Source organism: Oceanobacillus sp. FSL H7-0719 (assembly GCF_045040795.1).
Classification (GTDB): domain Bacteria; phylum Bacillota; class Bacilli; order Bacillales; family Amphibacillaceae; genus Oceanobacillus.
Genome location: NZ_CP150301.1, coordinates 676,328 through 696,107, shown reverse-complemented (window position 1 = coordinate 696,107; position 19,780 = coordinate 676,328). Strand labels below are relative to the sequence as shown.

Here is a 19,780-nt window from a genome sequence, read left to right as displayed (position 1 = left end):
CTTACTTAATAACTTTGGATAAAACACCGTTAATAAATTTCCCTGATTTTTCATCACCAAATACATTCCCTAGTTCTACGGCTTCATTGATTGTCACGTTTGCTGGAATATCTTCCATATAATGAATTTCAAATGTAGCAAGCCTAAGAATTGTACGCTCAACAGCTGGCAAACGGTCTAAAGTCCAATTCTCAAGATGCTTGGCAATCATTTCATCAATAGCTGGCTTTGCTTCTGTTACACCTTCAATCAAATCTTTTAGAAAACGATCATTTTCGTTTTCTAAAAGATAATCCTGCATTGCTGCTTTAGGTTCATTATCGTTAATATCTATTTGAAAAAGAAATTGAAATGCTTTTTCTCTTGCTTCGCGTCGTTTCATGTTCTAGCTCCTTTTAGAAATTGGTCCTTCTTTTATACTATTCTTCACAAATAATAACATGGTTTAACTCTATAATGCTATATATAACATATTCTAATTAAAACAAGGCCAAAGAATATTGCCTTGGCCTTGTTTTGAACTACTCGTTATGCTTTGCTTGTTCTTCCTTTTCATCCATATTTATACCAACAACATGGACATTGATTTCTGAAATCTCAAGCTGTGTCATATTTTTAAGTGTTTGTCTGATATTCGTTTGCAGCTTCTGGGCGACTTGCGGAATAGACGATCCAAAATTGAGTATACAATATACATCAATTGTAATACCTGTATCTGTAAGTTCTACTTTAACACCTTTATTATGGGTTTGCTTACCAAGACGCTCTGCTACACCTGATGCAAAGTTGCCTCTCATTGCATAAAGTCCTTCTACTTCAGCTGCAGCAATTCCAGCAATAATTTCAATCACTTCAGGAGCAATCTCAACTCTTCCTAAAGAAGCATCATCACTTACATTTAATAGTGGTTGTTCACTCATGATATCACACCTTTTTCGTCTTATTTTTCCAAAATTGGATTCTCTTCCAAGAAGTTTGTATTAAAGTCACCTCTTTGGAAGACCTCATGATCCATGATTAAACGCTGGAATGGGATTGTTGTAAAAATACCATCAACAACAAATTCATCTAGCGCTCTTTTCATCTTCTTAATTGCCTCTTCTCTCGTTGGAGCATAAGCAATTAATTTGGCAATCATCGAATCATAGTATGGCGGGATTGTATATCCAGAATAAGCTGCTGAATCAACACGTATTCCGAATCCTCCTGGTGCAAGGTACATATCTATTTGTCCAGCTGAAGGCATAAAATTCTTAAATGGATTTTCTGCATTTATTCTGCACTCTATTGCCCAGCCATCAAATGTTACATCTTCCTGATTCAAAGATAATGGTTCATTATTTGCAATTTTAATTTGTTCTTTAATTAAATCTACACCTGTCACCATTTCAGTTACTGGATGTTCAACTTGGATTCTTGTATTCATTTCCATAAAATAGAAATCATTTGTTTTACGGTCAAAGATAAATTCAATTGTTCCAGCACCGACATAATTTACCGCAGCAGCAGCACTAACCGCCGCTTCACCCATTTTCTTTCTTATTTCTGGCGTAATCGCTGGTGATGGTGTTTCTTCGATTAACTTTTGCAATCTTCTTTGAACCGTACAGTCACGTTCACCTAGATGAATGACATTTCCGTGTTTATCAGCAAGGACCTGAATTTCTACATGACGAAAATCTTCAATGAACTTTTCCAGATAAACGCCAGGATTACCGAAGGCTGTTTCAGCTTCTTTTTGCGTCACTCGAATACCATTAACTAATTCTTCTTTGTTTCTTGCAACACGTATCCCTTTACCGCCGCCCCCAGCAGTTGCTTTAATAATCACTGGATAGCCAATTTCATCTGCAATCTCTATTCCAGATTCTTCACTTTCAATAATACCATCTGAACCGGGAACAATTGGCACATTTGCTTTAGCCATGGTTTCTCTTGCTACGTCTTTAATTCCCATTTGCTGTATAGCTTCTGGGGAAGGGCCGACAAAAGTAATATTACAAGCCTCGCACATTTCTGCAAAGTCAGCGTTTTCTGCAAGAAAGCCATAGCCAGGATGGATTGCATCTACATCTGTTAATGTTGCGACACTTAATATATTTGTGAAATTAAGATAGCTGTCTTTACTTAATTTTGGCCCAATACAATACGCTTCATCTGCCATTTGTACATGTAAAGATTCACTATCCGCCTCAGAGTACACTGCTACAGTCTCAATGCCCATTTCATGGCAAGCTCGAATAATCCGAACAGCAATTTCTCCTCTGTTGGCAATTAACAGTTTTTTAATCACTTGCTCCATCCCCTTACTTTTTCTTTACTCGGAATAATGGCTGTCCATATTCAACCAATTCTCCATTTTCTACCAATACTTCAACGACTTCTCCACTCACTTCAGCTTCGATTTCGTTAAAGAGTTTCATTGCTTCAACAATACAAACGATTGATTGTTCTTCTACTTTGCTTCCTACAGAAACATATGGAGCATCTTCAGGTGATGGTGATGAATAGAATGTTCCAACCATTGGAGATACTACTTCATAATCAAAATCCTGTGTATTTACAACTGTTTCTTGCTCGTCCTGAACTGCTGCTTTTTCTTCTGCTCTAGGCTGGTTATTTTGTGCTGACTCAGCCACTGCCGGTGTTTCTTTTTGTGGCAGCTGATTAACTGCAGCAGGTATTGCTTGTACAGCTGCTGTCTCGCTAGTTCCTTTCTTTAAAGAAACCACAGTTCCTTCAGCCTCATAATTAAATTCAGTGATTGATGATTGATCAATTAATTTAATAATTTCACGAAGTTCTTGTACTTTTAGCATATTAAATTGCACCCCTTATTTGTTTATACGTCTAAGTATTACTATCATATTGTACTTAATTGAAGGTAAACCTACAAGATTATTTAAATAATGCACAGTTGGATGAGATAGTCACCTTCTATTTTAAGCCAGATGAATCACATCTATCAAGTCATAACATATTTATGCTGATATCCAGTAATTCTCCACATTTTATCATTATAACAGTAGTGTTTCTCTATAGCCATCCTAATAATGAACTAAATTTCACAGACAAACTATTTCTTATACAATTTTAACAGCATTTAATTCCATCAAAATACCTTATATTGCAACGTGTTAAAGATTTATATAACAAGGTTGAAAAACTTAATATTAATAAAAGGTGCTGTGTACTTTAATGCCAGTGGACATCCGCTGTATGTTTCCCGCGGAATCACCAGCCGCGTACGAAAAACGAGGGGGGATTTGGACTGCAGACTCCCAGCCGCAATAAGTAAACAGTAAAGTCACCAATATAGTGACTTTACGTGTCAGCGTTTATATTGAATGGAAGGAAAACAATAAATAAGCCGGGTTTATTCAGGAATGTTGTTTGAATAAGCCCGACTAACTTTATTATTTTTAATTAGGAATCACTGTTTATTCAGCTGCAAGCGATTGGTAGTTAACTTCTACTGGAAGATCCTGATTAAATTCATCTCTTACCAGTTGCATAATTTTAAGTGCTTCTTCCGTGCTTAGCTCATCTGCCCTTACATGCACATGAACTTTCTCTCCTTTTGAATTTCGTACAAGTACATCTTCATACCCTTGCTCTGAGATGATTCTTTCTTCAACAATTTTTTCTGTTGTTTCCATTGTCCCAATTGCATCGATCTCTTTTAAAGCATTATCTTTTTCTTCAATGCTTGATGTGCTGGAAGAAACAATCGACTCTAATCTTGCTTCTTCCCTGCTGCGGTCATCCTGTATTTCCAAACGAATTGTAGCAAATAATTCATCATTATTGAGATTTGCAATATCTGCCGCATCTTCTTCACTGTTATTAACAGCATTAGCATTCTCTTCTGTTGTCGATTTCTGATTATCTTCTCCCTGGTCAATAAAAGCTAAGTCATTATTATCCTTGGGTATTAAAATATAGTACACACTTAAAACCACCAGCAAACTCAACATTGTTAATAACCATACTGTTTGTTTTTTCAACATCACGTATCCTCCTAGTCTTTAGGCATTACTGAAATTCTATGGGAAGGAACATCAAGAACACTAGAAACTGCTTCTATAATCCAGCTTTTTACTGTCGCTTGCTCTGCCCCTTTTGCCACAATGAAAACTCCTCTTATCTCTGGTCTTTTTGTTTGAACAAGTATAGGTGTTTCTGTGTCTCCTTGTCTGACAAGAACCACCTGTGTATCTTCTGTACGATCTTCAACTTGGCGTGTACCGCCATTCTGGTCCTCTTCATTTGTAGTCTGTGTACCAGAGATCAAATTCTTTTCATAAACTTTCACATCTGAAGAATCAAGATTTACCATCACTTCACTTTCAGTTACTCCTTGAATTTTATTTAACATCGTGCTTAAATCCTGTTCATAGCTTCTCGCAAGCTGTTCAATATCTGATGTGAATCCTGCTTCTGTTTGTTTCCCCGTTTGTGCCTCTTGTTCTTCGATTTCATCTGCAGCCATGTTCGTTTGTCCCTCGTCATCATCAGAAAACAGATTGCTGATCATTAACAGAAGTACGCCAATTAATCCCAGTATAATAAAGTATCGGGGTTTCCAAGAAAGTTTTTCATTATCACCTTTTTGCTCTGTACGGAACAGTTTGTCTATGATTCGCTTCAAGATGCCCCCCCTTCCCAATAGACGGTTATTTTTTTATCTGTAAGCTCCCAACTCTCTCTCAATTGATTAATGATTTCGTCATCATCCTTTATTTTCTCTTTATCAGAAGCACCAATGACTACCTCCTCAACTGTTCGAATTCCTCCCTCCTCAGCAGTCGATTCTTGCAAGTAGACAATTACTTCTTCCAGTCCCTCATAGGACATGGCTGTGTCATCATTAAACACAAATTCTATGTTTGAAATTTCAGCTTGATGATGCTCGTTTAATGATTCATTTGCGAGAGATTTTAATTGGACAACCATTTCTTCTAAAATATATGCATCATGAGTCATTTCTATTTCACTTTTTTGCATTTCAATAGCATCATTTACCTTTTCTAAAGAACCTTCTTGCTCAAAAACCGTGGAATACGTGTGCTTCAAGGCACTTTCTATGTCTAATTGAAAAAGGGCAAAGATTGGTGCCAAAAGAATTAAAATCAAAATTAAACCAATCACCAGCTTAATATATTTTTTCATTCCTATATTGGGGATAAGCAGGTCAATGATTGTTGCAAGCAAGATAAAAATAATGATTTGTGCGATCCAGTCTGTTATAAATTCCATTCTCATCACGCTACCTTAGAAGAAGGGTTAAATTACTTGCTGCTACGATAATTACAATCGCTAATAAGAACATAAATGATACAGTCAGCAAACAGGCAAAGACATACAAAATATATGTGCTTAGTGCTTGCAATGACGTTATTACAGGTCCTTCCCCAACCGGTTGCAGCACTGCTGCTGCAGCTTTGTAAACAAAAGCGATAACTAGGATTTTTATGGCGGGAAACAAACAGATAAATAGAATGATAATCAAACCAACAATCCCTAAAGAATTTTTGAGAAGCAGCGTCGCACTCAATATGGTATCTGCTGCATCTGTAAATGTTCTCCCTACTACTGGTATAAAGTTTCCCGTAATAAATTTAGCAGTTTTCATTGTGACTCCATCTTGAATTGCACTTGCAGCACCTTGAACTGACATAACACCAAGAAAGATTGTTAAAAGAACTCCTATACTGCTTAAAGCAACCGTTTTTAAGAGATTAGCTAAATTTGTTACTTTATAATTATCAGAAACGCTGCTTATAATAATAAGCAATGCCGAGAAAGAGAGTAACGGCAATACAAAAACAGAAATAAACACACCTGTAAAATTAATTAAAAAGATAATAATTGGATGGAAAAATGACACTGCAACAAAGTTGCCAAAGGTTGCCATTAAGCCCAATATGAGTGGAATTATACCAATCATGAAGCTGCTCATTGTGTCAATCGCTTCTTTTGCATAAGTGATTACAGTGTAAAAACTATGCAGTGCAATAAAAATTAATACGAGAAACACTACAAAATATGCAATTTTGCTTACTGCACTTTTTTCAAATGCTGCATGCATGGTCTGCAGTACAATCGAAAAGATTGTTAGTAAGAGAAGACTTCCCAAGAGTTTCCCGCTTTGGATTAATTCTTGGAATAAAAACTCCGTAAATCCGGAGAATACACTCTTTAATGAAAGTCCCTCTTCTTTCTTAAAGAAGTTAGTTAATGAAGTTTTCTCTAATTCCGGTAAATAATCACCATACTCTTTTCCTATATTGCTCCAGTATTCCTCAACGCCTTCAAGTGACACCTCTTCAAGAAGATCATTTTTTAGTACCAACGCAGCATCTTCTGCATGTGATTTATCTGGGACAGCAAAACTTAATATAAGCAATAAAATGATCAGATTAAATAGTTTTTTATTCATCGTCTTCTTCCTTACACTGTTGGCAGAAAGTTAATAATTGCCTCAACTACTGCAGTAATAATTGGAATGGCCAATAAGAGAATAAAAATTTTTCCAGCAAGTTCGATGTTCTTTGAGACGGAATGCAAACCAGCATCCTGCGTCAGGCTTGCACCTAACTCGGCGATATATGCAATACCAATAATTTTCAATACTGTTTCTAAATAAAAACCCGGGACATTTGCTTGCTCTCCTAACGATTGAATCACTTGAAAAATAATTGTTATTTGCTGAATGACATTCATAAAGATAATGAGCCCTACAAATAAAATAATCATAAAAGCGAATGTAGGATTAATGTCTTTCATTACGATATAAATGATGCTTGCAATAATGGATACTATAACAATTTGTAATATGTCCATTTTTTTCTCCTAAAAGATGAATACTTGTCCCTTATTCATACAGCGTGAACTTAATAATTACAGGTGGAATCAAAAGATAAAGACCGATTTAATCTGATTAAATAAATCTGCAAGCCCATTGATTACGATATAAAGAACAATAATAAATCCAATCAAAGTAGCAAATTGTGCAATTTCTTCTTTCCCCATTTGTTTTAAAATTGTATGAATTAACGCTACAATAATGCCTATGCCTGCAATTTGAAATAAAACAGATATATCGGTAAACATGGAATACCCCTTTCTAACTAAACGAGCAATAACACTAGAAAAACGCCGCTTAGTACACCTAAACTTTTTGCAAGCTTGCTATATTTCATTTGTTCGTCTCTTGCCTCTTCAAGTTCTCGATCAAGATGTGTTAAGGTCAGCTGTATTTGTTTTTGCTGCTGGATAAAATCATGTTGTCCTAGCGAGCTGCCAAACTGTTTAATAATCTCTGTCTCATTCAGTTTATAGCCTGCATCCCGGGCAAGCTGTTCAACCGCTCGATCCCACAAATCAACAAAATTTGCTTTTTTCATAAGCATGTCCTCACTTAAACGGTGGAAAAAGTTGTTTAATGGTTTCGGCAGTTGTGTTGCTAATGTTTGAAAAGCAAGCGGCAAAGCGACCTGACTATAGGTTATTTCCGCTTCAAGTATTTGCAAAGCATTTTTAAATTGCCGGATATGCTTTGGACGCTTTTCTAAACGATGACTTACATACAATCCAATACAGGTTGTTGAAATAATTAATAAAATAGCTCCCATCCATTTCATATCGCTATCAATCCTTAAAAACCTTTAATCTTCTTCCTTCTGCATCATATAATTCCTTTTTCTGATAGCTGCCTGTCCTTTTATCAAGCACAATATAACGTGAAAATATTCCATTTTCAAAAAGATTATTGCTTAGGGGATGTTCCTTCAAATCAGCAAGCGATTGGCCGTGAACAGAACAGAAAATAGTTACACCGGAATAAATTGCTTCGAGCAATGCATCAAAGTCTTGTTGCCCTCCTATTTCATCAACTACAAGTACTTCTGGAGACATGGAACGTATCATCATCATCATACCTTCTGCTTTAGGACAAGCGTCCATAACATCCGTACGCAGTCCAAGGTCGTGCTGAGGAATTCCATTAATTGCTGCGCCTATTTCCGATCGCTCATCAATGACAGCTACTTTTCTCGGATTGTGTATGTTCCAGCCCGTAGAAACCATACGAACCATGTCACGGATTAGTGTTGTTTTCCCTGATTGCGGCGGCCCAATAATTAAAGTATTTAAATAGTTCCTCTGGAAGAGGTGTGGCATTAAAGGCTCCGCTATACCTATCCGTTGTTTGGCAATTCGAATATTAAAAAATGTGATGTTTTGAATTGCTTTTACGGTCCCTCCTCGGGTATTAACTTTCCCTGCAATTCCAACACGGTGTCCTCCTTCAATCGTGATATAGCCATCTCGTAATTCATTTTCCATTCGATATAGTGAAAATTCGCTCAGCTGATTAACTAAATACATACCAGTTTGATTATTCGGGGGTATTTCATGAATCCATTCCACTGTATTCTCGTAGATTAATTCAATAGGAAGATAAAGTCTGCATCTTATTTCTTCTAGTTTCCCCCAGCGGTTACCAACTTTCTCTGCAATCATTTGTTTAAAATCTGCAGGGAATAATCGTAATATTTCTTCCATGGTAATCCTCTTTCTATAAGATATTAAATAGAGACTATATAAAAAATGTATGTAAGTTGTAATAAAATATGACAGGATATAAAGTAGATTTCTCTATATAAAGAAGTTAAAATTGAGGAATAATATGCCAATAGAAAAAAGCCCTGTGTTTACAGGGCTTTTAAGTGTGATTTTTCATTTATTAGTTTGCTCTAGAAACATATTTACCTTCGTCCGTACTGACAACTAAGATATCACCTTTGTTTACGAAGAATGGAACCTGCACAGTTATGCCAGTTTCCAATGTTGCTGGCTTAGAACCACCACTTGCTGTGTCTCCTTTAATTCCTGGTTCTGTTTCGGTTACTTCTAATTCTACGTTCTTCGGTAAATCGATTCCAAGTATTTCGCCTTCATAAGTTATAATATGAACTTCCATATTTTCCTTAATAAATTTCAATTCATTTTCCAGTCTGCTTCCTGGAATTTCAATTTGTTCATAAGTAGTTGTATCCATAAATGCATGGGAGTCACCAGACGCATAGAGATATTGCATCTTCTTCGTTTCAATATGCGCTCTTTCTACTTTCTCACCACCACGGAAAGTCTTCTCTTGAATATGGCCGTTTCTTAAATTTCGAAGCTTTGAACGAACGAATGCCGCTCCTTTTCCTGGCTTAACATGTTGGAACTCAATTACTTGTAAAATGTCATTATCTACTTTTATTGTTAATCCTGTTTTAAAATCGTTTACTGAAATCATCTAATATCCTCCCCAACCATATACTATAGTTGAATAAATTCTTTTGTTACCCATGTTAATCTTTCATTTCCATTTTCCGTTATTACAATATCATCCTCAATACGACAGCCCCCAAGACCAGCAACATAAATACCTGGTTCGACTGTTACCACCATTCCGGGCTGTAATCTTTGATCGGAGCGGTGGGAAAGTCCTGGTGCTTCGTGCACTTCCATCCCTAGACCATGACCTGTTGAGTGACCAAAATGTTCGCCATAACCCATTTCAGTAATGTAATCCCTTGTAATAGCATCTGCTTCTCTTCCAGTCATTCCTGGTTTAATTTCCTTTACCCCGCGCAGGTTTGCTTCTAACACCACATTATAAATTTTTCGCAGTTCATCACTTACTTCACCAACCGCAACTGTTCTTGTAATGTCTGAACAATAACCATTATATAATGCACCATAATCCAGGGTCACGAGCTCACCAGACTGAATTTCTTTTTCAGAAGCAACTCCATGAGGCATTGCAGACCGATAGCCGGATGCAACTATTGTATCAAAGCTGGATGATACTGCACCTTGCTTGCGCATAAAAAATTCTAGTTCATTTGAGACTTCAATTTCTTTTACACCGGGCTTTATAAAGCTTTGAATATGTAAAAATGCATCATCCGCTATTTTCGCAGCTTTTTTCATAACCTCTAACTCTTCGCTTGTTTTAATGATGCGAATGCCCTCTACCAGACCAGTTACTGGGACAACTTCAGCTTCAAATGATTGCTTGTAGGTCTCATATTGTCCATATGTCGTATGATCTTTTTCAAAACCAAGCCTTTTTATATTACTTCCCATAAGCTGCTTTTGAATTTCTGCTACAATTCCTTCTTTATGCTCAATAATATTAAATCCCTCAGCCTGAGCTTCAGCTTGTTCAGTATAACGGAAATCTGTAATAAAAACAGCATTTTTTTCTGAAATGATAACTGCACCCGCGCTGCCAGTAAATCCAGAAATGTATCTCCGATTAATTGGACTGGTAATTAGAATGGCATCAAGATTGTTTTCTGCCAATGCAGTGCGTAATTTCCCTAGTTTAGACATTTGCTCATCCCCTCCATTATAACTACATAAAAAAAGAATCGTATTTTTTTCAGTGTATCATAATTGAAGGTGAATAGTAACTATTTTATAGCGCTATCCTCGGTTGTTTCACTCTTTTCATTCTCCGTTTTAATCTTCATTTCAAGATAATCAAATGATATTGAATAACCAATAAAAGTCCCGTATAGGATAAAGACACATAATGTCGTAATAATTGTGTCTATACTTAAATTCAATATAGGTTTAACTGGTGTCAGCAAAGGATTTAACAAAAGGAAAACAATGCACCATAAAATGATGCCATAACCTGCTCCCACCCACATGGAGTGTATTTTTTTCAATAGGATATAATAGAGCATCGCAGGTATGATCGAAATCATTCCAGATAAGAAAATTGACAAAAGATGGCCTTGCCAATGGTCCGTCCATTTTGTTTGCAGCCAAGGACGAAGTAAAAATGTTTTCGGAGCTACCTCAGTAAAACTAAAATAATATAGAAAAACAAAAAAAGCACTCCAAATCGTACCGCCCACTAATGCAATTATGATAGACCTGGCGATTAATAACCCAGATGAATACGTTTCATTATCAGCATTTTGCTCAGTCAATAGTCTCACCTCTGGTAAGTAGTATTACCATAAACCATATTTCTATCATAATTATTTAAAACGAATTTATCTGTTCATTATCTCAGCTTCTAAATTGAACAGATTTATTTAAAGATGATTGATTATAACTTTATCGTCTCATCAATTAGGGGTTATTCTGCATAATAATTTTCTGCATATTCGTATCGACTGTAATTCATTGGTGAAAATTATTCTTTCTGCTTCTGCACATGCAAAGATTGATTCTTTCCCATGATGAAAGCTGTTTTTATTTAGTACAATAGAAGTGATCCTTCCAATGCAAAGATAAACATGATATAAATATGGTAATAGAATTGAAAAAGCGGTATACTTTAGCAAAATTAGTTAAGACTGTTAATAAACATTAATTTATGAAAAAAATATTATTTTCAGCTTATTATTGACGTATCAATACCTTTCATAGTTTTTTAATATTAAAATGTGGTATATAAATAATAAGGATGTATTTTCCGTGAAATGAATGAAAGGGGGACTTTTTATGAAGCGTAGTAAAACAGCTATTCTTGTATATTTAATTGTCGGGTTAGCTGTCATTGGTCTCTTCTCACAACTTTTTGGGAACACAAAGAATTTCTTATTGAATATTTTCGTTATGATTGGCGTTGCAGTAATTATCTTTGGTGTATTTTACTATTTTATCTCTCGCAAAAGAGGAACATCTGATGAAACAAAAAAATATAAACAGGCAGTTAAACAATCGAAACAAAAATACCAGCAGAACCCTTCTCCTGGGAAAGGAGAAGATAATCCGCGATGGAAGAAAACAACTAAGAGCACTGCTATAAATCGCAAGGGAAAGAAGCGTGCTACACATTTACGGGTAATTGAAGGTAATAAATCAAAAGGAAAAGACCGTGCCACATTTTAACTGGCCGGTTTTATTTTTTGTTCTAAAACAATAGCACAGCAGGATCCGATAGCTCCATCCGTAAAAACGCGGGAACTGCAATCGGTTTGGCTGGGTGATTTTGTTATCTTGGCCATTTTTCCAGAAAGGTGTCTGCTTTTTCTTTTCCAGTGGCTGCCAGGTTTTGTTTCTCCTTTTCAGATATAGAAAAATCAGTTGCTTCGATATTGTCAACTGGAACAAATAATATGTTTTTCTCTTCATCTTTTGAAATATAGCGCATATCATGTGCTTTTTTCATCGTTAAAAACAGAGCTTGAAACATATTCAATGCATTCGTTATATTATTTGTTCCATTTCCTGTTGATTTCTCTGTTAATTTCACTCCAAGCACAGGCCGCAGATAACTATTGCCTTTGCCGAACACCCATAGTGGAAAATTGCTTAATAAACCTCCATCCACAATAATGCTCTTCGTTTTTGACTTTCCTTTTATTTTTTGAGGCATGAAAAAGAAAGGAAAGCCTGCACTCATCCGAACTGCTTTTGCTACTGAAAAGTCATTTGCGTCAATCCCATAATATTCCTTAAGATCGTCTGGAAGAACGACAAGTTTGCCAAGTGACAGGTCACTCGCAATAATTTTCAAATATCCTGGTTTTATATCTTTAAATGTATGGATATTCTTTTCTGCCAACTTCATAGTCAGCCATCGTTCCAATTTATCTCCCCGGTAAATTCCCATCTGAAAATAGAGAAAAAGCCATTTAGTGAATGGGAAATATCTCGTGAGTACTGGCGGATCCATAAATAATTTTACATCTAATTCATGGACAGCTTTTTTTATTTCATCAATAGTAAAGGATGCTGCGATAAAGGATGAAATAATAGCGCCTGCTGATGTGCCAGCAACTCTTTCTATTTGTATTCCTCGTTTATCAATGCTCTCCAATACACCAAGATATGCGAAAGCCTTTACTCCGCCTCCGGAAAATACTGCATCAATTCGCATCGATTCTCCTCCCAGTTTTCTAATACTATATTTTACGAACTGAAACGAGCTGTTTAGAACATAAAAAATACAGAACATCTGCTGATGTCCTGTTTATTTACTTTTTGTTATATCCTGAATCTTCTTTAAGTTGTTTAAGCGTTCTTTGTCTTCTTTGAAATAGGTGACTAGGTCGCCAATCCGGTCAATGGAATTCCAGCTTAAATGATGTTCGATTCCTTCAACATCGTTATAAATATTTTCTTTATCTACCCCAATAACTTCTAAAAATTGTTCAAGTAAATCATGACGATATAATAAACGCTCACCAATTTTTTTCCCTTTAGGGCTTAAAACAAATCCTCTATATTTCTCGTAATTAACATAATCGTCCTTATCTAGCTTCTGCACCATTTTAGTAACCGAAGAAGGATGAACCTCAAGTTCCTCGGCTATATCGGATACACGAGCATATCCCTTTGTTTCAATTAATATATATATTTGCTCAATATAATCTTCCATACTTGGAGTTGGCATATGTTCCCCTCATTTCAAAGCATAATTTTTTATTCAGTGCAAAACTCTTTCTTTGATTATAGAATACCCCAAAAAAGAATAGGAGACAAGTAATTAGATATTTCGGCAAAAAAAAGACCAGAATTGGTCTTAAGCCGTATAATAGTTGAAATACTAGCTTTATCCAATACTGGTCTTATTCTTTATAATCCGCATTTCAGCTGTGCGCCACAGCTTGTACAGGTGTTACAGCCCCCGATATCTTCAATGCTGCCTTCGCGGCATACTGGACAAGTATCACCAATTTCCGAGCCAATTGTAACATTAGTAGAATCAAGTTCTTGAATTGTATCCATTAATACAACCTTTGGTTTTTCTGCCTCTTCATCAAATAACTCGGTTTGCTCACCGAATGTATTCTCTTCCGCTTTTAATGTAAGCACTTGGGAATCGCGGCTCCCATCAACATACACAGTACCACCCTTAGCTCCACCTTTATAGAGACGCTGGTATACACTTTCGACTTGTTCAACTGTATAGCCCTTAGGTGCATTTACTGTCTTAGAAATAGAGCTATCTACCCAACGTTGGATAACACATTGTGTATCCGCATGTGCTTCTGGTGACAGGTCCATAGACGATACAAACCATTCTGGTAAATGATTGGGATCTTGCTCTGGATGTTTATCTAAATATTCTTGTACAATCTCAGCTTTTACTTCAATAAACTTGCCAAGACGTCCACTTCTGTAGTACGAGAATGAGAAGTATGGTTCCAGTCCTGTAGATACACCAACCATTGTTCCTGTACTTCCAGTTGGAGCAACAGTTAAGAGATGCGAATTGCGAATGCCGTATTTTAAGATATCTTGTCGAATATCTTCCGGCATCTTTTTCATGTAGCCTGTATTGATAAATGCATTACGCAACTGGGCTGTTTCTTCTTCTGTTTCACCAATAAGGAACGGGAAACTTCCTTTTTCTTTTGCAATTTCAATTGAAGTACGATAAGCAGTTGTAGCAATTGTTTCAAATACCTTGTCTACAAGTTTATTTCCTTCATCAGAACCATAGGTCGTTTCACAGTAAATAAGTAAATCATGCATTCCCATTACACCCAAACCAACACGACGTTCTCCCAATGCTTGTTTTCTATTTTCTTCTAGGAAGTATGGTGTCGCATCAATAACATTATCCTGCATTCTTACACCAGTTCGTACGGTTTCTCTGAGTTTCTCATAGTTAACTGTTTTTGTTTCCTTATCAGCCATTTCTGCAAGGTTTACCGCTGCTAGATTACAAACACTGTAAGGTGCTAAAGGTTGTTCACCACACGGGTTTGTTGCTACTACTTGCTGACCATAGCTAGTCGCATTTGTTTCTTCATTTGCATTGTCAATAAAGAAGATGCCCGGCTCAGCTGAATAAGTTGCACAAATATTAATTAAATTCCAAAGCTCTTTCGCTCTTATTTTGCGGTATACGCGTACACCATACCCCATTTCTTCCCATTTACGCACGTCTCCAACTTCATGCCATTTTTCATTATATGCTTCCATTTCTTCAGGTGTATAGTTTTCAACGTCAGGGAAACGAAGCTCGTACATTTCATCATTTTCAACGGCTTCCATAAATTCTTTCGTAATACATACAGAGATGTTTGCACCTGTAAGAAACTCAGGATTATGAACGTTATACGTTCCGCCAGTAGCCAGTTTTTCTTCTGTTTCTCTCATAGCTGCATTAGTAAACCCGCCTTGACCTGGAATTCGTTTATAATTTAAGATGCTTTGGTAAAGATCAAATTCCGTCTCCGTAAGTGGCGTAAAGTTTAATTTTTCTTTTGCTAGCAGTTTAATCTGTTCATCTTCAATATTTTCAATTAGATAGCGAAGAATACGTGGGTTCTGCATCTTAGAGATAATGAATTCGATAATATCAGGATGCGAATCTACTAACATAATCATTTGCGCACCCCTTCTCGAACCGCCTTGTTCAACAAGATGTGTGAGCTTTGCAATATCGTCTAACCAAGAAACAGAACCGGATGATTTTCCATTTACTCCTCGTGCCAATGTATTTCTTGGACGCAGTGTCGAACCATTTGTTCCAACACCACCACCACGTGACATAATTTCCATTACTTGCTTACGGTGATCAGAGATCCCCTCACGAGAGTCTTTAATATATGGCATCACATAGCAATTGAAATAAGTTACATCGGTTTTTGCACCTGCACCGTATAACACACGTCCTGCTGGTACAAAATTCAGATCAGATAATTCTTTATTAAACTTATCAAACCAGCTCTTTGCTTTTTCATCAGTTTCTTCAACTACTGAAAGACCTGAAGCATTTCTTCTTGCAATTTGTTCATAATATATTTCCAATGGTTTATCTATTACATCAAGTGAGCGAACGACAATGCCAGTTTTTGTTTCATCTTCGTTATCAAGCACTGCAACATAATCGTCATGAACTTTAATTTCAGCTTCTTTTCTATCCCAGTTAATAGATTTCACAAATCCCAGGCCTCTTGCTGGAAACTTCGGATCAGACTTTACAGTCAATACAACAAAGTCCCCTGCTTTTAATGTTTTCTTTTCTGTATCTTTAAAAGAATATCTATCTAACATTACTAATCGTGAAACCCCACTATGTGTAAGTTTCATATCTTCTGTAATCGGATGAACGGCATCAAATAATGCAATATCACTATTCAGAGCTTCAATATTTATTTCGTACTTTTCTTTAACTAATGTCGACATGAAATCTCTCCTCAAAAAAGTTAAATAAGCTTTTTTATTATTTTTATGGTACAATTACAATATCATAAACGAACGAATAAAACAATATATAGTATCCTTTTTAATTATTAATACTATATATTGTAACTAAACTAGATGTAAGCTCTTTTGTCAATAAAAGAAACCATTAGGATTTTAAAGCTATTCAAGGATAACACACTAAAATTCGACATTCTTCTTAAAAAATAAAGATTTTAAAATTACACAAAAAGAATAACGAAAAACTTTAAAATACAGGCAAAATATCCTATAATAGAAAGTGATATATGTGAAAGACGGGGGAAAATGAAATGGAAGTTTTAATTATAGTATTGATTGTACTTTTAGCTGTAACGGTATTCCGTTACTATAGACAAAAAATGTATCTAAAAGTATTAACCCAAGATCAATGGGTTGAGGGATATCGCAAAGCACAATTAATTGATGTCCGTGAACCGCAAGAATTTGATGCCGGCCATATTCTTGGTGCGCGAAACATCCCAGTAACGCAACTTAAACAGCGTTTAGTTGAAATCAGAAAGGATAAACCAGTTTACCTTTACTGCCAAAAAAGCAGCCGTTCATCTCGTGCGGCACAGATTCTCCATAAAAAAGGCTATGAAGATATCTACCAATTAAAAGGCGGATTTAAGAATTGGACAGGAAAAATCAAAAGAAAATAAATTATTTCTTTCAGCAAATTTCTGTCATGATTAAAAACGGTACTGAACTTTCTTCTATGAAAGTTTAGTACCGTTTTGTTTTATTATAGCTCAGTTATCCTTACTTAGATTCAGTATGATAGCGCAAAACAGGTTTACGTGCAGCAGTTGTTTCATCCATACGCTTTAAGATAGTATGATGTGGAGCTTCCTGTACAATTTCTGGGTTCTTTTCAACCTCAACGGCTATTTCAAGCATCGCATCAATAAATCCATCTAACGTTTCTTTTGATTCAGTTTCTGTAGGTTCTATCATCATGCCTTCTTCTACAATTAACGGGAAGTAAATCGTCGGCGGATGATATTTAAAATCAAGCAAACGTTTTGCGATATCGAGTGTACGCACACCTAATTTTTTCTGTTTCTTCCCTGATAATACAAATTCATGCTTACAATGCTGATTATATGGCAAATCATATGCCTTCTCTAACTTACGCATCATATAATTGGCATTTAATACAGCATATTCACTTACCTTCTTCAGCCCTTCTGCACCCATTGTACGAATGTATGTGTATGCACGAAGATTAATCCCGAAGTTCCCATAATAAGGCTTCACGCGTCCAATAGATTGTGGTCGATTATATTCTAATTTATATTCATTCTCTTCCTTTACAATTACCGGCTTTGGTAAAAACGGTGCAAGCTCCTCTGAAACCCCTACAGGTCCAGAGCCGGGTCCACCACCTCCATGGGGCCCAGTAAATGTCTTATGAAGGTTTAAGTGAACAGCATCAAACCCCATATCTCCAGGTCGCGTATAACCCATAATGGCATTCAGGTTGGCACCATCATAATAAAGTTTTCCACCAACACTGTGAACAATTTCTGCCATCTCCATAATTTCTGTTTCAAATAGCCCTAAAGTGTTGGGGTTGGTCAACATTAATGCGGCTGTATTCTCATCAACAACCCGCTTTAAATCTTCAATATCAACAAGACCCTGCTCATTTGATTTAACCGTCACAGAATCAAAACCAGCAACAGCAGCAGATGCTGGATTTGTACCATGTGCTGAGTCTGGGACAATTACCTTCGTGCGATGGAAATCTCCATTTGCTTCATGAAAAGCACGAATCATCATTAATGCCGTCCATTCCCCGTGCGCTCCTGCAGCTGACTGTAAAGATACTTCATACATTCCTGTAATCTCTTTTAAGGAAGCTTGCAAATCATAAAGCATTTCCAACGCCCCTTGCACCGTCTTAGGGTCCTGATGAGGATGGATATGTGTAAAACCAGTTAGTCTGGCCACATCTTCATTAATCTTAGGATTATACTTCATTGTACATGATCCTAGTGGATAGAACCCTGAATCAACACCATAATTTCGGTTAGACAAACCTGTATAGTGGCGCATGATTTCTAATTCGCTCACTTCAGGCAATTCTGGTGCATTTTTGCGAATATATGCCTCATCAAGTTCATCTTCTATTTCAATATCGGGCACATCAAGTGCCGGAAGACTGTAACTTGTTCTTCCTTCTTTACTTCGTTCAAAAATTAAAGGAAAGTCTTTATTAGCCATCGATATCCCCCACTTCTTTAATGAAATAATCAATTTCTTCTATTGTACGAATTTCCGTGACAGCAACTAACATTGCATTACCTAGTTCTGGATAATCGCGACTAAGATCATAACCACCAACAAATCCTTTTTCCAGCAGCAATTCATTTACTTCGATAACAGGCTTCTTTAATTCAATAACAAATTCATTAAAGAATGGATGGTCAAAAAGTACATTGATATTCATTTCAGCAAATTTCTTCTTTGCATATCTTGCTTTCTTCATATTCAGTTCTGCCATTTTCTTTAAGCCGTGCTTACCTATGGAACTCATAGCAACTGAACTTGCAAGTGCATTTAACGCTTGATTTGAACAGATATTGGAAGTTGCCTTATCCCGACGGATATGCTGCTCTCTTGCCTGAAGTGTTAATACAAAACCACGGTCACCATTTTCATCTGTTGTTTGACCAACTAATCTTCCAGGAGTTTTTCGCATCAGTTTTTCTGTTGTAGCGAAATAACCACAATGCGGCCCGCCAAATTGTGCAGGTATGCCGAACACTTGCGTATCTCCAACAACGATATCTGCACCAAACTCTCCGGGTGGAGTCAAATATCCTAAGGCAAGTGGATTACTTGATACGACAAACATGGTTTTCTTTTGTGAATCGATTCGTTTGCGAATTTCAGCTAATGGCTCAATTTGGCCAAAAAAGTTAGGATACTGCACTACTACGCTCGCTATTTCGTCATTTAACGCTGCTTCAAGCTGTTCTAGATCCGTGATACCGCCATTATGATCAATTTCAATAATTTCTAAGTTTTGTCCTTTTGCATATGTCTTCACAACTGCAAGTGACTCAGGATGAACTGCCTTTGATACTAAAATCTTCTTTCTTTTTGTGTGTGCTGCACTTAAGTTAACTGCTTCCCCTAATGATGTTGCCCCATCATACATCGAAGAATTAGCGATCGGCAGACCAGTCAGTTCAGATATCATTGTCTGAAACTCGAAGATTGCTTGCAGTTCTCCTTGGGAGATTTCCGGCTGATATGGCGTATATGCTGTATAGAACTCAGAACGAGAAATTACATGATCCACAACCGATGGAATATAGTGGTCATATACACCTGCACCCAAAAATGAGCTGTATTCCTTTAAGTTAATATTCTTATTCGACATTACAGTAAGTTCTTTGATTAACTCATGTTCATTTTTTGGCTTTTTTAAATTCAGTTCTCCCCTAAAACGAATTTTTTCAGGAATATCCGAAAATAATTCTTCCGTGGAATCGATGCCAATCACGTCCAGCATTTCCTTTTTATCTGTTTCTGTCATAGGTAAATAACGAAATTCCATGGT

General features: G+C 36.5%; 22 protein-coding genes. 2 read left to right on the top strand and 20 right to left on the bottom strand.

Going from position 1 to position 19,780, the window contains the following annotated elements:
* Nucleotide 1: 1 nt before the first annotated feature.
* From nusB to NST93_RS03505, 15 genes are all read right to left on the bottom strand, one after another.
* Nucleotides 2–382 carry a transcription antitermination factor NusB gene (gene nusB, locus NST93_RS03575; protein WP_405101259.1) on the bottom strand — a complete coding sequence of 127 codons (381 nt, stop codon included), beginning with the start codon at nt 380–382 and terminating at the stop codon, nt 2–4.
* A 139-nt stretch (nt 383–521) separates the two neighbouring features.
* A complete protein-coding gene (locus NST93_RS03570) occupies nt 522–920 on the bottom strand; it encodes an Asp23/Gls24 family envelope stress response protein (protein ID WP_405101258.1) in 399 nt (132 codons plus the stop codon).
* A 20-nt stretch (nt 921–940) separates the two neighbouring features.
* Nucleotides 941–2,293 (bottom strand): acetyl-CoA carboxylase biotin carboxylase subunit, encoded by a 1,353-nt coding sequence (accC, locus tag NST93_RS03565; RefSeq protein WP_405101256.1) that lies wholly within the window; start codon nt 2,291–2,293, stop codon nt 941–943.
* A 13-nt stretch (nt 2,294–2,306) separates the two neighbouring features.
* Nucleotides 2,307–2,819: an acetyl-CoA carboxylase biotin carboxyl carrier protein gene (gene accB, locus NST93_RS03560; RefSeq protein WP_405101254.1), complete on the bottom strand. Its 513-nt coding sequence runs from the start codon at nt 2,817–2,819 to the stop codon at nt 2,307–2,309.
* Between the two features lie 621 nt (nt 2,820–3,440).
* A complete protein-coding gene (locus NST93_RS03555) occupies nt 3,441–4,010 on the bottom strand; it encodes a SpoIIIAH-like family protein (protein ID WP_405101252.1) in 570 nt (189 codons plus the stop codon).
* An 11-nt stretch (nt 4,011–4,021) separates the two neighbouring features.
* Nucleotides 4,022–4,651 carry a stage III sporulation protein AG gene (gene spoIIIAG / locus NST93_RS03550; RefSeq protein WP_405101250.1) on the bottom strand — a complete coding sequence of 210 codons (630 nt, stop codon included), beginning with the start codon at nt 4,649–4,651 and terminating at the stop codon, nt 4,022–4,024.
* Nucleotides 4,648–5,259, bottom strand: a complete 612-nt coding sequence (gene spoIIIAF / locus NST93_RS03545; protein WP_405101248.1) for a stage III sporulation protein AF — start codon at nt 5,257–5,259, stop codon at nt 4,648–4,650. The genes spoIIIAG and spoIIIAF overlap by 4 nt, the downstream gene beginning before the upstream one ends.
* 10 nt (nt 5,260–5,269) lie before the next feature.
* On the bottom strand, nt 5,270–6,442 hold the full coding sequence (spoIIIAE, locus tag NST93_RS03540) for a stage III sporulation protein AE (RefSeq protein WP_405101246.1): 1,173 nt from the start codon (nt 6,440–6,442) through the stop codon (nt 5,270–5,272).
* A gap of 11 nt (nt 6,443–6,453) precedes the next feature.
* On the bottom strand, nt 6,454–6,846 hold the full coding sequence (gene spoIIIAD, locus NST93_RS03535) for a stage III sporulation protein AD (protein WP_405101244.1): 393 nt from the start codon (nt 6,844–6,846) through the stop codon (nt 6,454–6,456).
* Nucleotides 6,847–6,915: 69 nt separating this feature from the next.
* Nucleotides 6,916–7,116, bottom strand: coding sequence for a stage III sporulation protein AC (spoIIIAC, locus tag NST93_RS03530; protein ID WP_405101242.1), 201 nt, complete (start codon nt 7,114–7,116; stop codon nt 6,916–6,918).
* Nucleotides 7,117–7,133: 17 nt separating this feature from the next.
* The gene (gene spoIIIAB / locus NST93_RS03525) at nt 7,134–7,646 is read right to left on the bottom strand and encodes a stage III sporulation protein SpoIIIAB (protein WP_405101240.1); all 513 of its coding nucleotides are present in this window, start codon (nt 7,644–7,646) and stop codon (nt 7,134–7,136) included.
* A 7-nt stretch (nt 7,647–7,653) separates the two neighbouring features.
* Nucleotides 7,654–8,568 carry a stage III sporulation protein AA gene (gene spoIIIAA / locus NST93_RS03520; RefSeq protein WP_405101238.1) on the bottom strand — a complete coding sequence of 305 codons (915 nt, stop codon included), beginning with the start codon at nt 8,566–8,568 and terminating at the stop codon, nt 7,654–7,656.
* Nucleotides 8,569–8,749: 181 nt separating this feature from the next.
* On the bottom strand, nt 8,750–9,310 hold the full coding sequence (efp, locus tag NST93_RS03515; RefSeq protein WP_405101236.1) for an elongation factor P: 561 nt from the start codon (nt 9,308–9,310) through the stop codon (nt 8,750–8,752).
* 23 nt (nt 9,311–9,333) lie between these two features.
* The gene (locus tag NST93_RS03510; protein ID WP_405101234.1) at nt 9,334–10,395 is read right to left on the bottom strand and encodes a M24 family metallopeptidase; all 1,062 of its coding nucleotides are present in this window, start codon (nt 10,393–10,395) and stop codon (nt 9,334–9,336) included.
* Between the two features lie 80 nt (nt 10,396–10,475).
* Complete coding sequence (locus NST93_RS03505) at nt 10,476–11,003, bottom strand: YqhR family membrane protein (protein WP_405101232.1); 528 nt, start codon at nt 11,001–11,003, stop codon at nt 10,476–10,478.
* A 520-nt stretch (nt 11,004–11,523) separates the two neighbouring features.
* Here NST93_RS03505 and NST93_RS03500 point away from each other — a divergent pair.
* On the top strand, nt 11,524–11,913 hold the full coding sequence (locus tag NST93_RS03500) for an SA1362 family protein (RefSeq protein WP_405101230.1): 390 nt from the start codon (nt 11,524–11,526) through the stop codon (nt 11,911–11,913).
* Between the two features lie 103 nt (nt 11,914–12,016).
* Here NST93_RS03500 and NST93_RS03495 read toward each other — a convergent pair whose 3' ends face one another.
* The 3 genes from NST93_RS03495 to NST93_RS03485 form a co-directional block, all read right to left on the bottom strand.
* Entirely contained in the window at nt 12,017–12,904 is an 888-nt protein-coding gene (locus NST93_RS03495) for a patatin-like phospholipase family protein (protein ID WP_405101228.1), read from the bottom strand.
* A gap of 93 nt (nt 12,905–12,997) precedes the next feature.
* Nucleotides 12,998–13,420, bottom strand: a complete 423-nt coding sequence (mntR, locus tag NST93_RS03490; RefSeq protein ID WP_405101226.1) for a transcriptional regulator MntR — start codon at nt 13,418–13,420, stop codon at nt 12,998–13,000.
* A gap of 182 nt (nt 13,421–13,602) precedes the next feature.
* Nucleotides 13,603–16,167 carry a vitamin B12-dependent ribonucleotide reductase gene (locus NST93_RS03485; protein ID WP_405101224.1) on the bottom strand — a complete coding sequence of 855 codons (2,565 nt, stop codon included), beginning with the start codon at nt 16,165–16,167 and terminating at the stop codon, nt 13,603–13,605.
* A gap of 329 nt (nt 16,168–16,496) precedes the next feature.
* Between NST93_RS03485 and NST93_RS03480 the strand changes: the two genes are divergently transcribed.
* Nucleotides 16,497–16,868 (top strand): rhodanese-like domain-containing protein, encoded by a 372-nt coding sequence (locus NST93_RS03480; RefSeq protein ID WP_405101222.1) that lies wholly within the window; start codon nt 16,497–16,499, stop codon nt 16,866–16,868.
* Between the two features lie 100 nt (nt 16,869–16,968).
* Here the strand turns inward: NST93_RS03480 and gcvPB are convergent, their stop codons facing one another.
* Both gcvPB and gcvPA read right to left on the bottom strand, forming a co-directional pair.
* Nucleotides 16,969–18,435 (bottom strand): aminomethyl-transferring glycine dehydrogenase subunit GcvPB, encoded by a 1,467-nt coding sequence (gene gcvPB, locus NST93_RS03475; RefSeq protein ID WP_405101220.1) that lies wholly within the window; start codon nt 18,433–18,435, stop codon nt 16,969–16,971.
* Entirely contained in the window at nt 18,428–19,777 is a 1,350-nt protein-coding gene (gene gcvPA, locus NST93_RS03470) for an aminomethyl-transferring glycine dehydrogenase subunit GcvPA (protein WP_405101218.1), read from the bottom strand. The genes gcvPB and gcvPA overlap by 8 nt, the downstream gene beginning before the upstream one ends.
* Between the last annotated feature and the right edge of the window lie 3 nt (nt 19,778–19,780).

Bases quoted from the DNA above. Each gene is read 5' to 3' on its own strand.
- nusB (WP_405101259.1), bottom strand. From the start codon at position 382: ATGAAACGACGCGAAGCAAGAGAAAAAGCATTTCAATTTCTTTTTCAA.
- NST93_RS03570 (WP_405101258.1), bottom strand. From the start codon at position 920: ATGAGTGAACAACCACTATTAAATGTAAGTGATGATGCTTCTTTAGGA.
- accB (WP_405101254.1), bottom strand. From the start codon at position 2,819: ATGCTAAAAGTACAAGAACTTCGTGAAATTATTAAATTAATTGATCAA.
- NST93_RS03555 (WP_405101252.1), bottom strand. From the start codon at position 4,010: ATGTTGAAAAAACAAACAGTATGGTTATTAACAATGTTGAGTTTGCTG.
- spoIIIAF (WP_405101248.1), bottom strand. From the start codon at position 5,259: ATGGAATTTATAACAGACTGGATCGCACAAATCATTATTTTTATCTTG.
- spoIIIAE (WP_405101246.1), bottom strand. From the start codon at position 6,442: ATGAATAAAAAACTATTTAATCTGATCATTTTATTGCTTATATTAAGT.
- spoIIIAD (WP_405101244.1), bottom strand. From the start codon at position 6,846: ATGGACATATTACAAATTGTTATAGTATCCATTATTGCAAGCATCATT.
- spoIIIAC (WP_405101242.1), bottom strand. From the start codon at position 7,116: ATGTTTACCGATATATCTGTTTTATTTCAAATTGCAGGCATAGGCATT.
- spoIIIAB (WP_405101240.1), bottom strand. From the start codon at position 7,646: ATGAAATGGATGGGAGCTATTTTATTAATTATTTCAACAACCTGTATT.
- spoIIIAA (WP_405101238.1), bottom strand. From the start codon at position 8,568: ATGGAAGAAATATTACGATTATTCCCTGCAGATTTTAAACAAATGATT.
- efp (WP_405101236.1), bottom strand. From the start codon at position 9,310: ATGATTTCAGTAAACGATTTTAAAACAGGATTAACAATAAAAGTAGAT.
- NST93_RS03510 (WP_405101234.1), bottom strand. From the start codon at position 10,395: ATGTCTAAACTAGGGAAATTACGCACTGCATTGGCAGAAAACAATCTT.
- NST93_RS03500 (WP_405101230.1), top strand. From the start codon at position 11,524: ATGAAGCGTAGTAAAACAGCTATTCTTGTATATTTAATTGTCGGGTTA.
- NST93_RS03495 (WP_405101228.1), bottom strand. From the start codon at position 12,904: ATGCGAATTGATGCAGTATTTTCCGGAGGCGGAGTAAAGGCTTTCGCA.
- mntR (WP_405101226.1), bottom strand. From the start codon at position 13,420: ATGCCAACTCCAAGTATGGAAGATTATATTGAGCAAATATATATATTA.
- NST93_RS03485 (WP_405101224.1), bottom strand. From the start codon at position 16,167: ATGTCGACATTAGTTAAAGAAAAGTACGAAATAAATATTGAAGCTCTG.
- NST93_RS03480 (WP_405101222.1), top strand. From the start codon at position 16,497: ATGGAAGTTTTAATTATAGTATTGATTGTACTTTTAGCTGTAACGGTA.
- gcvPB (WP_405101220.1), bottom strand. From the start codon at position 18,435: ATGGCTAATAAAGACTTTCCTTTAATTTTTGAACGAAGTAAAGAAGGA.
- gcvPA (WP_405101218.1), bottom strand. From the start codon at position 19,777: ATGGAATTTCGTTATTTACCTATGACAGAAACAGATAAAAAGGAAATG.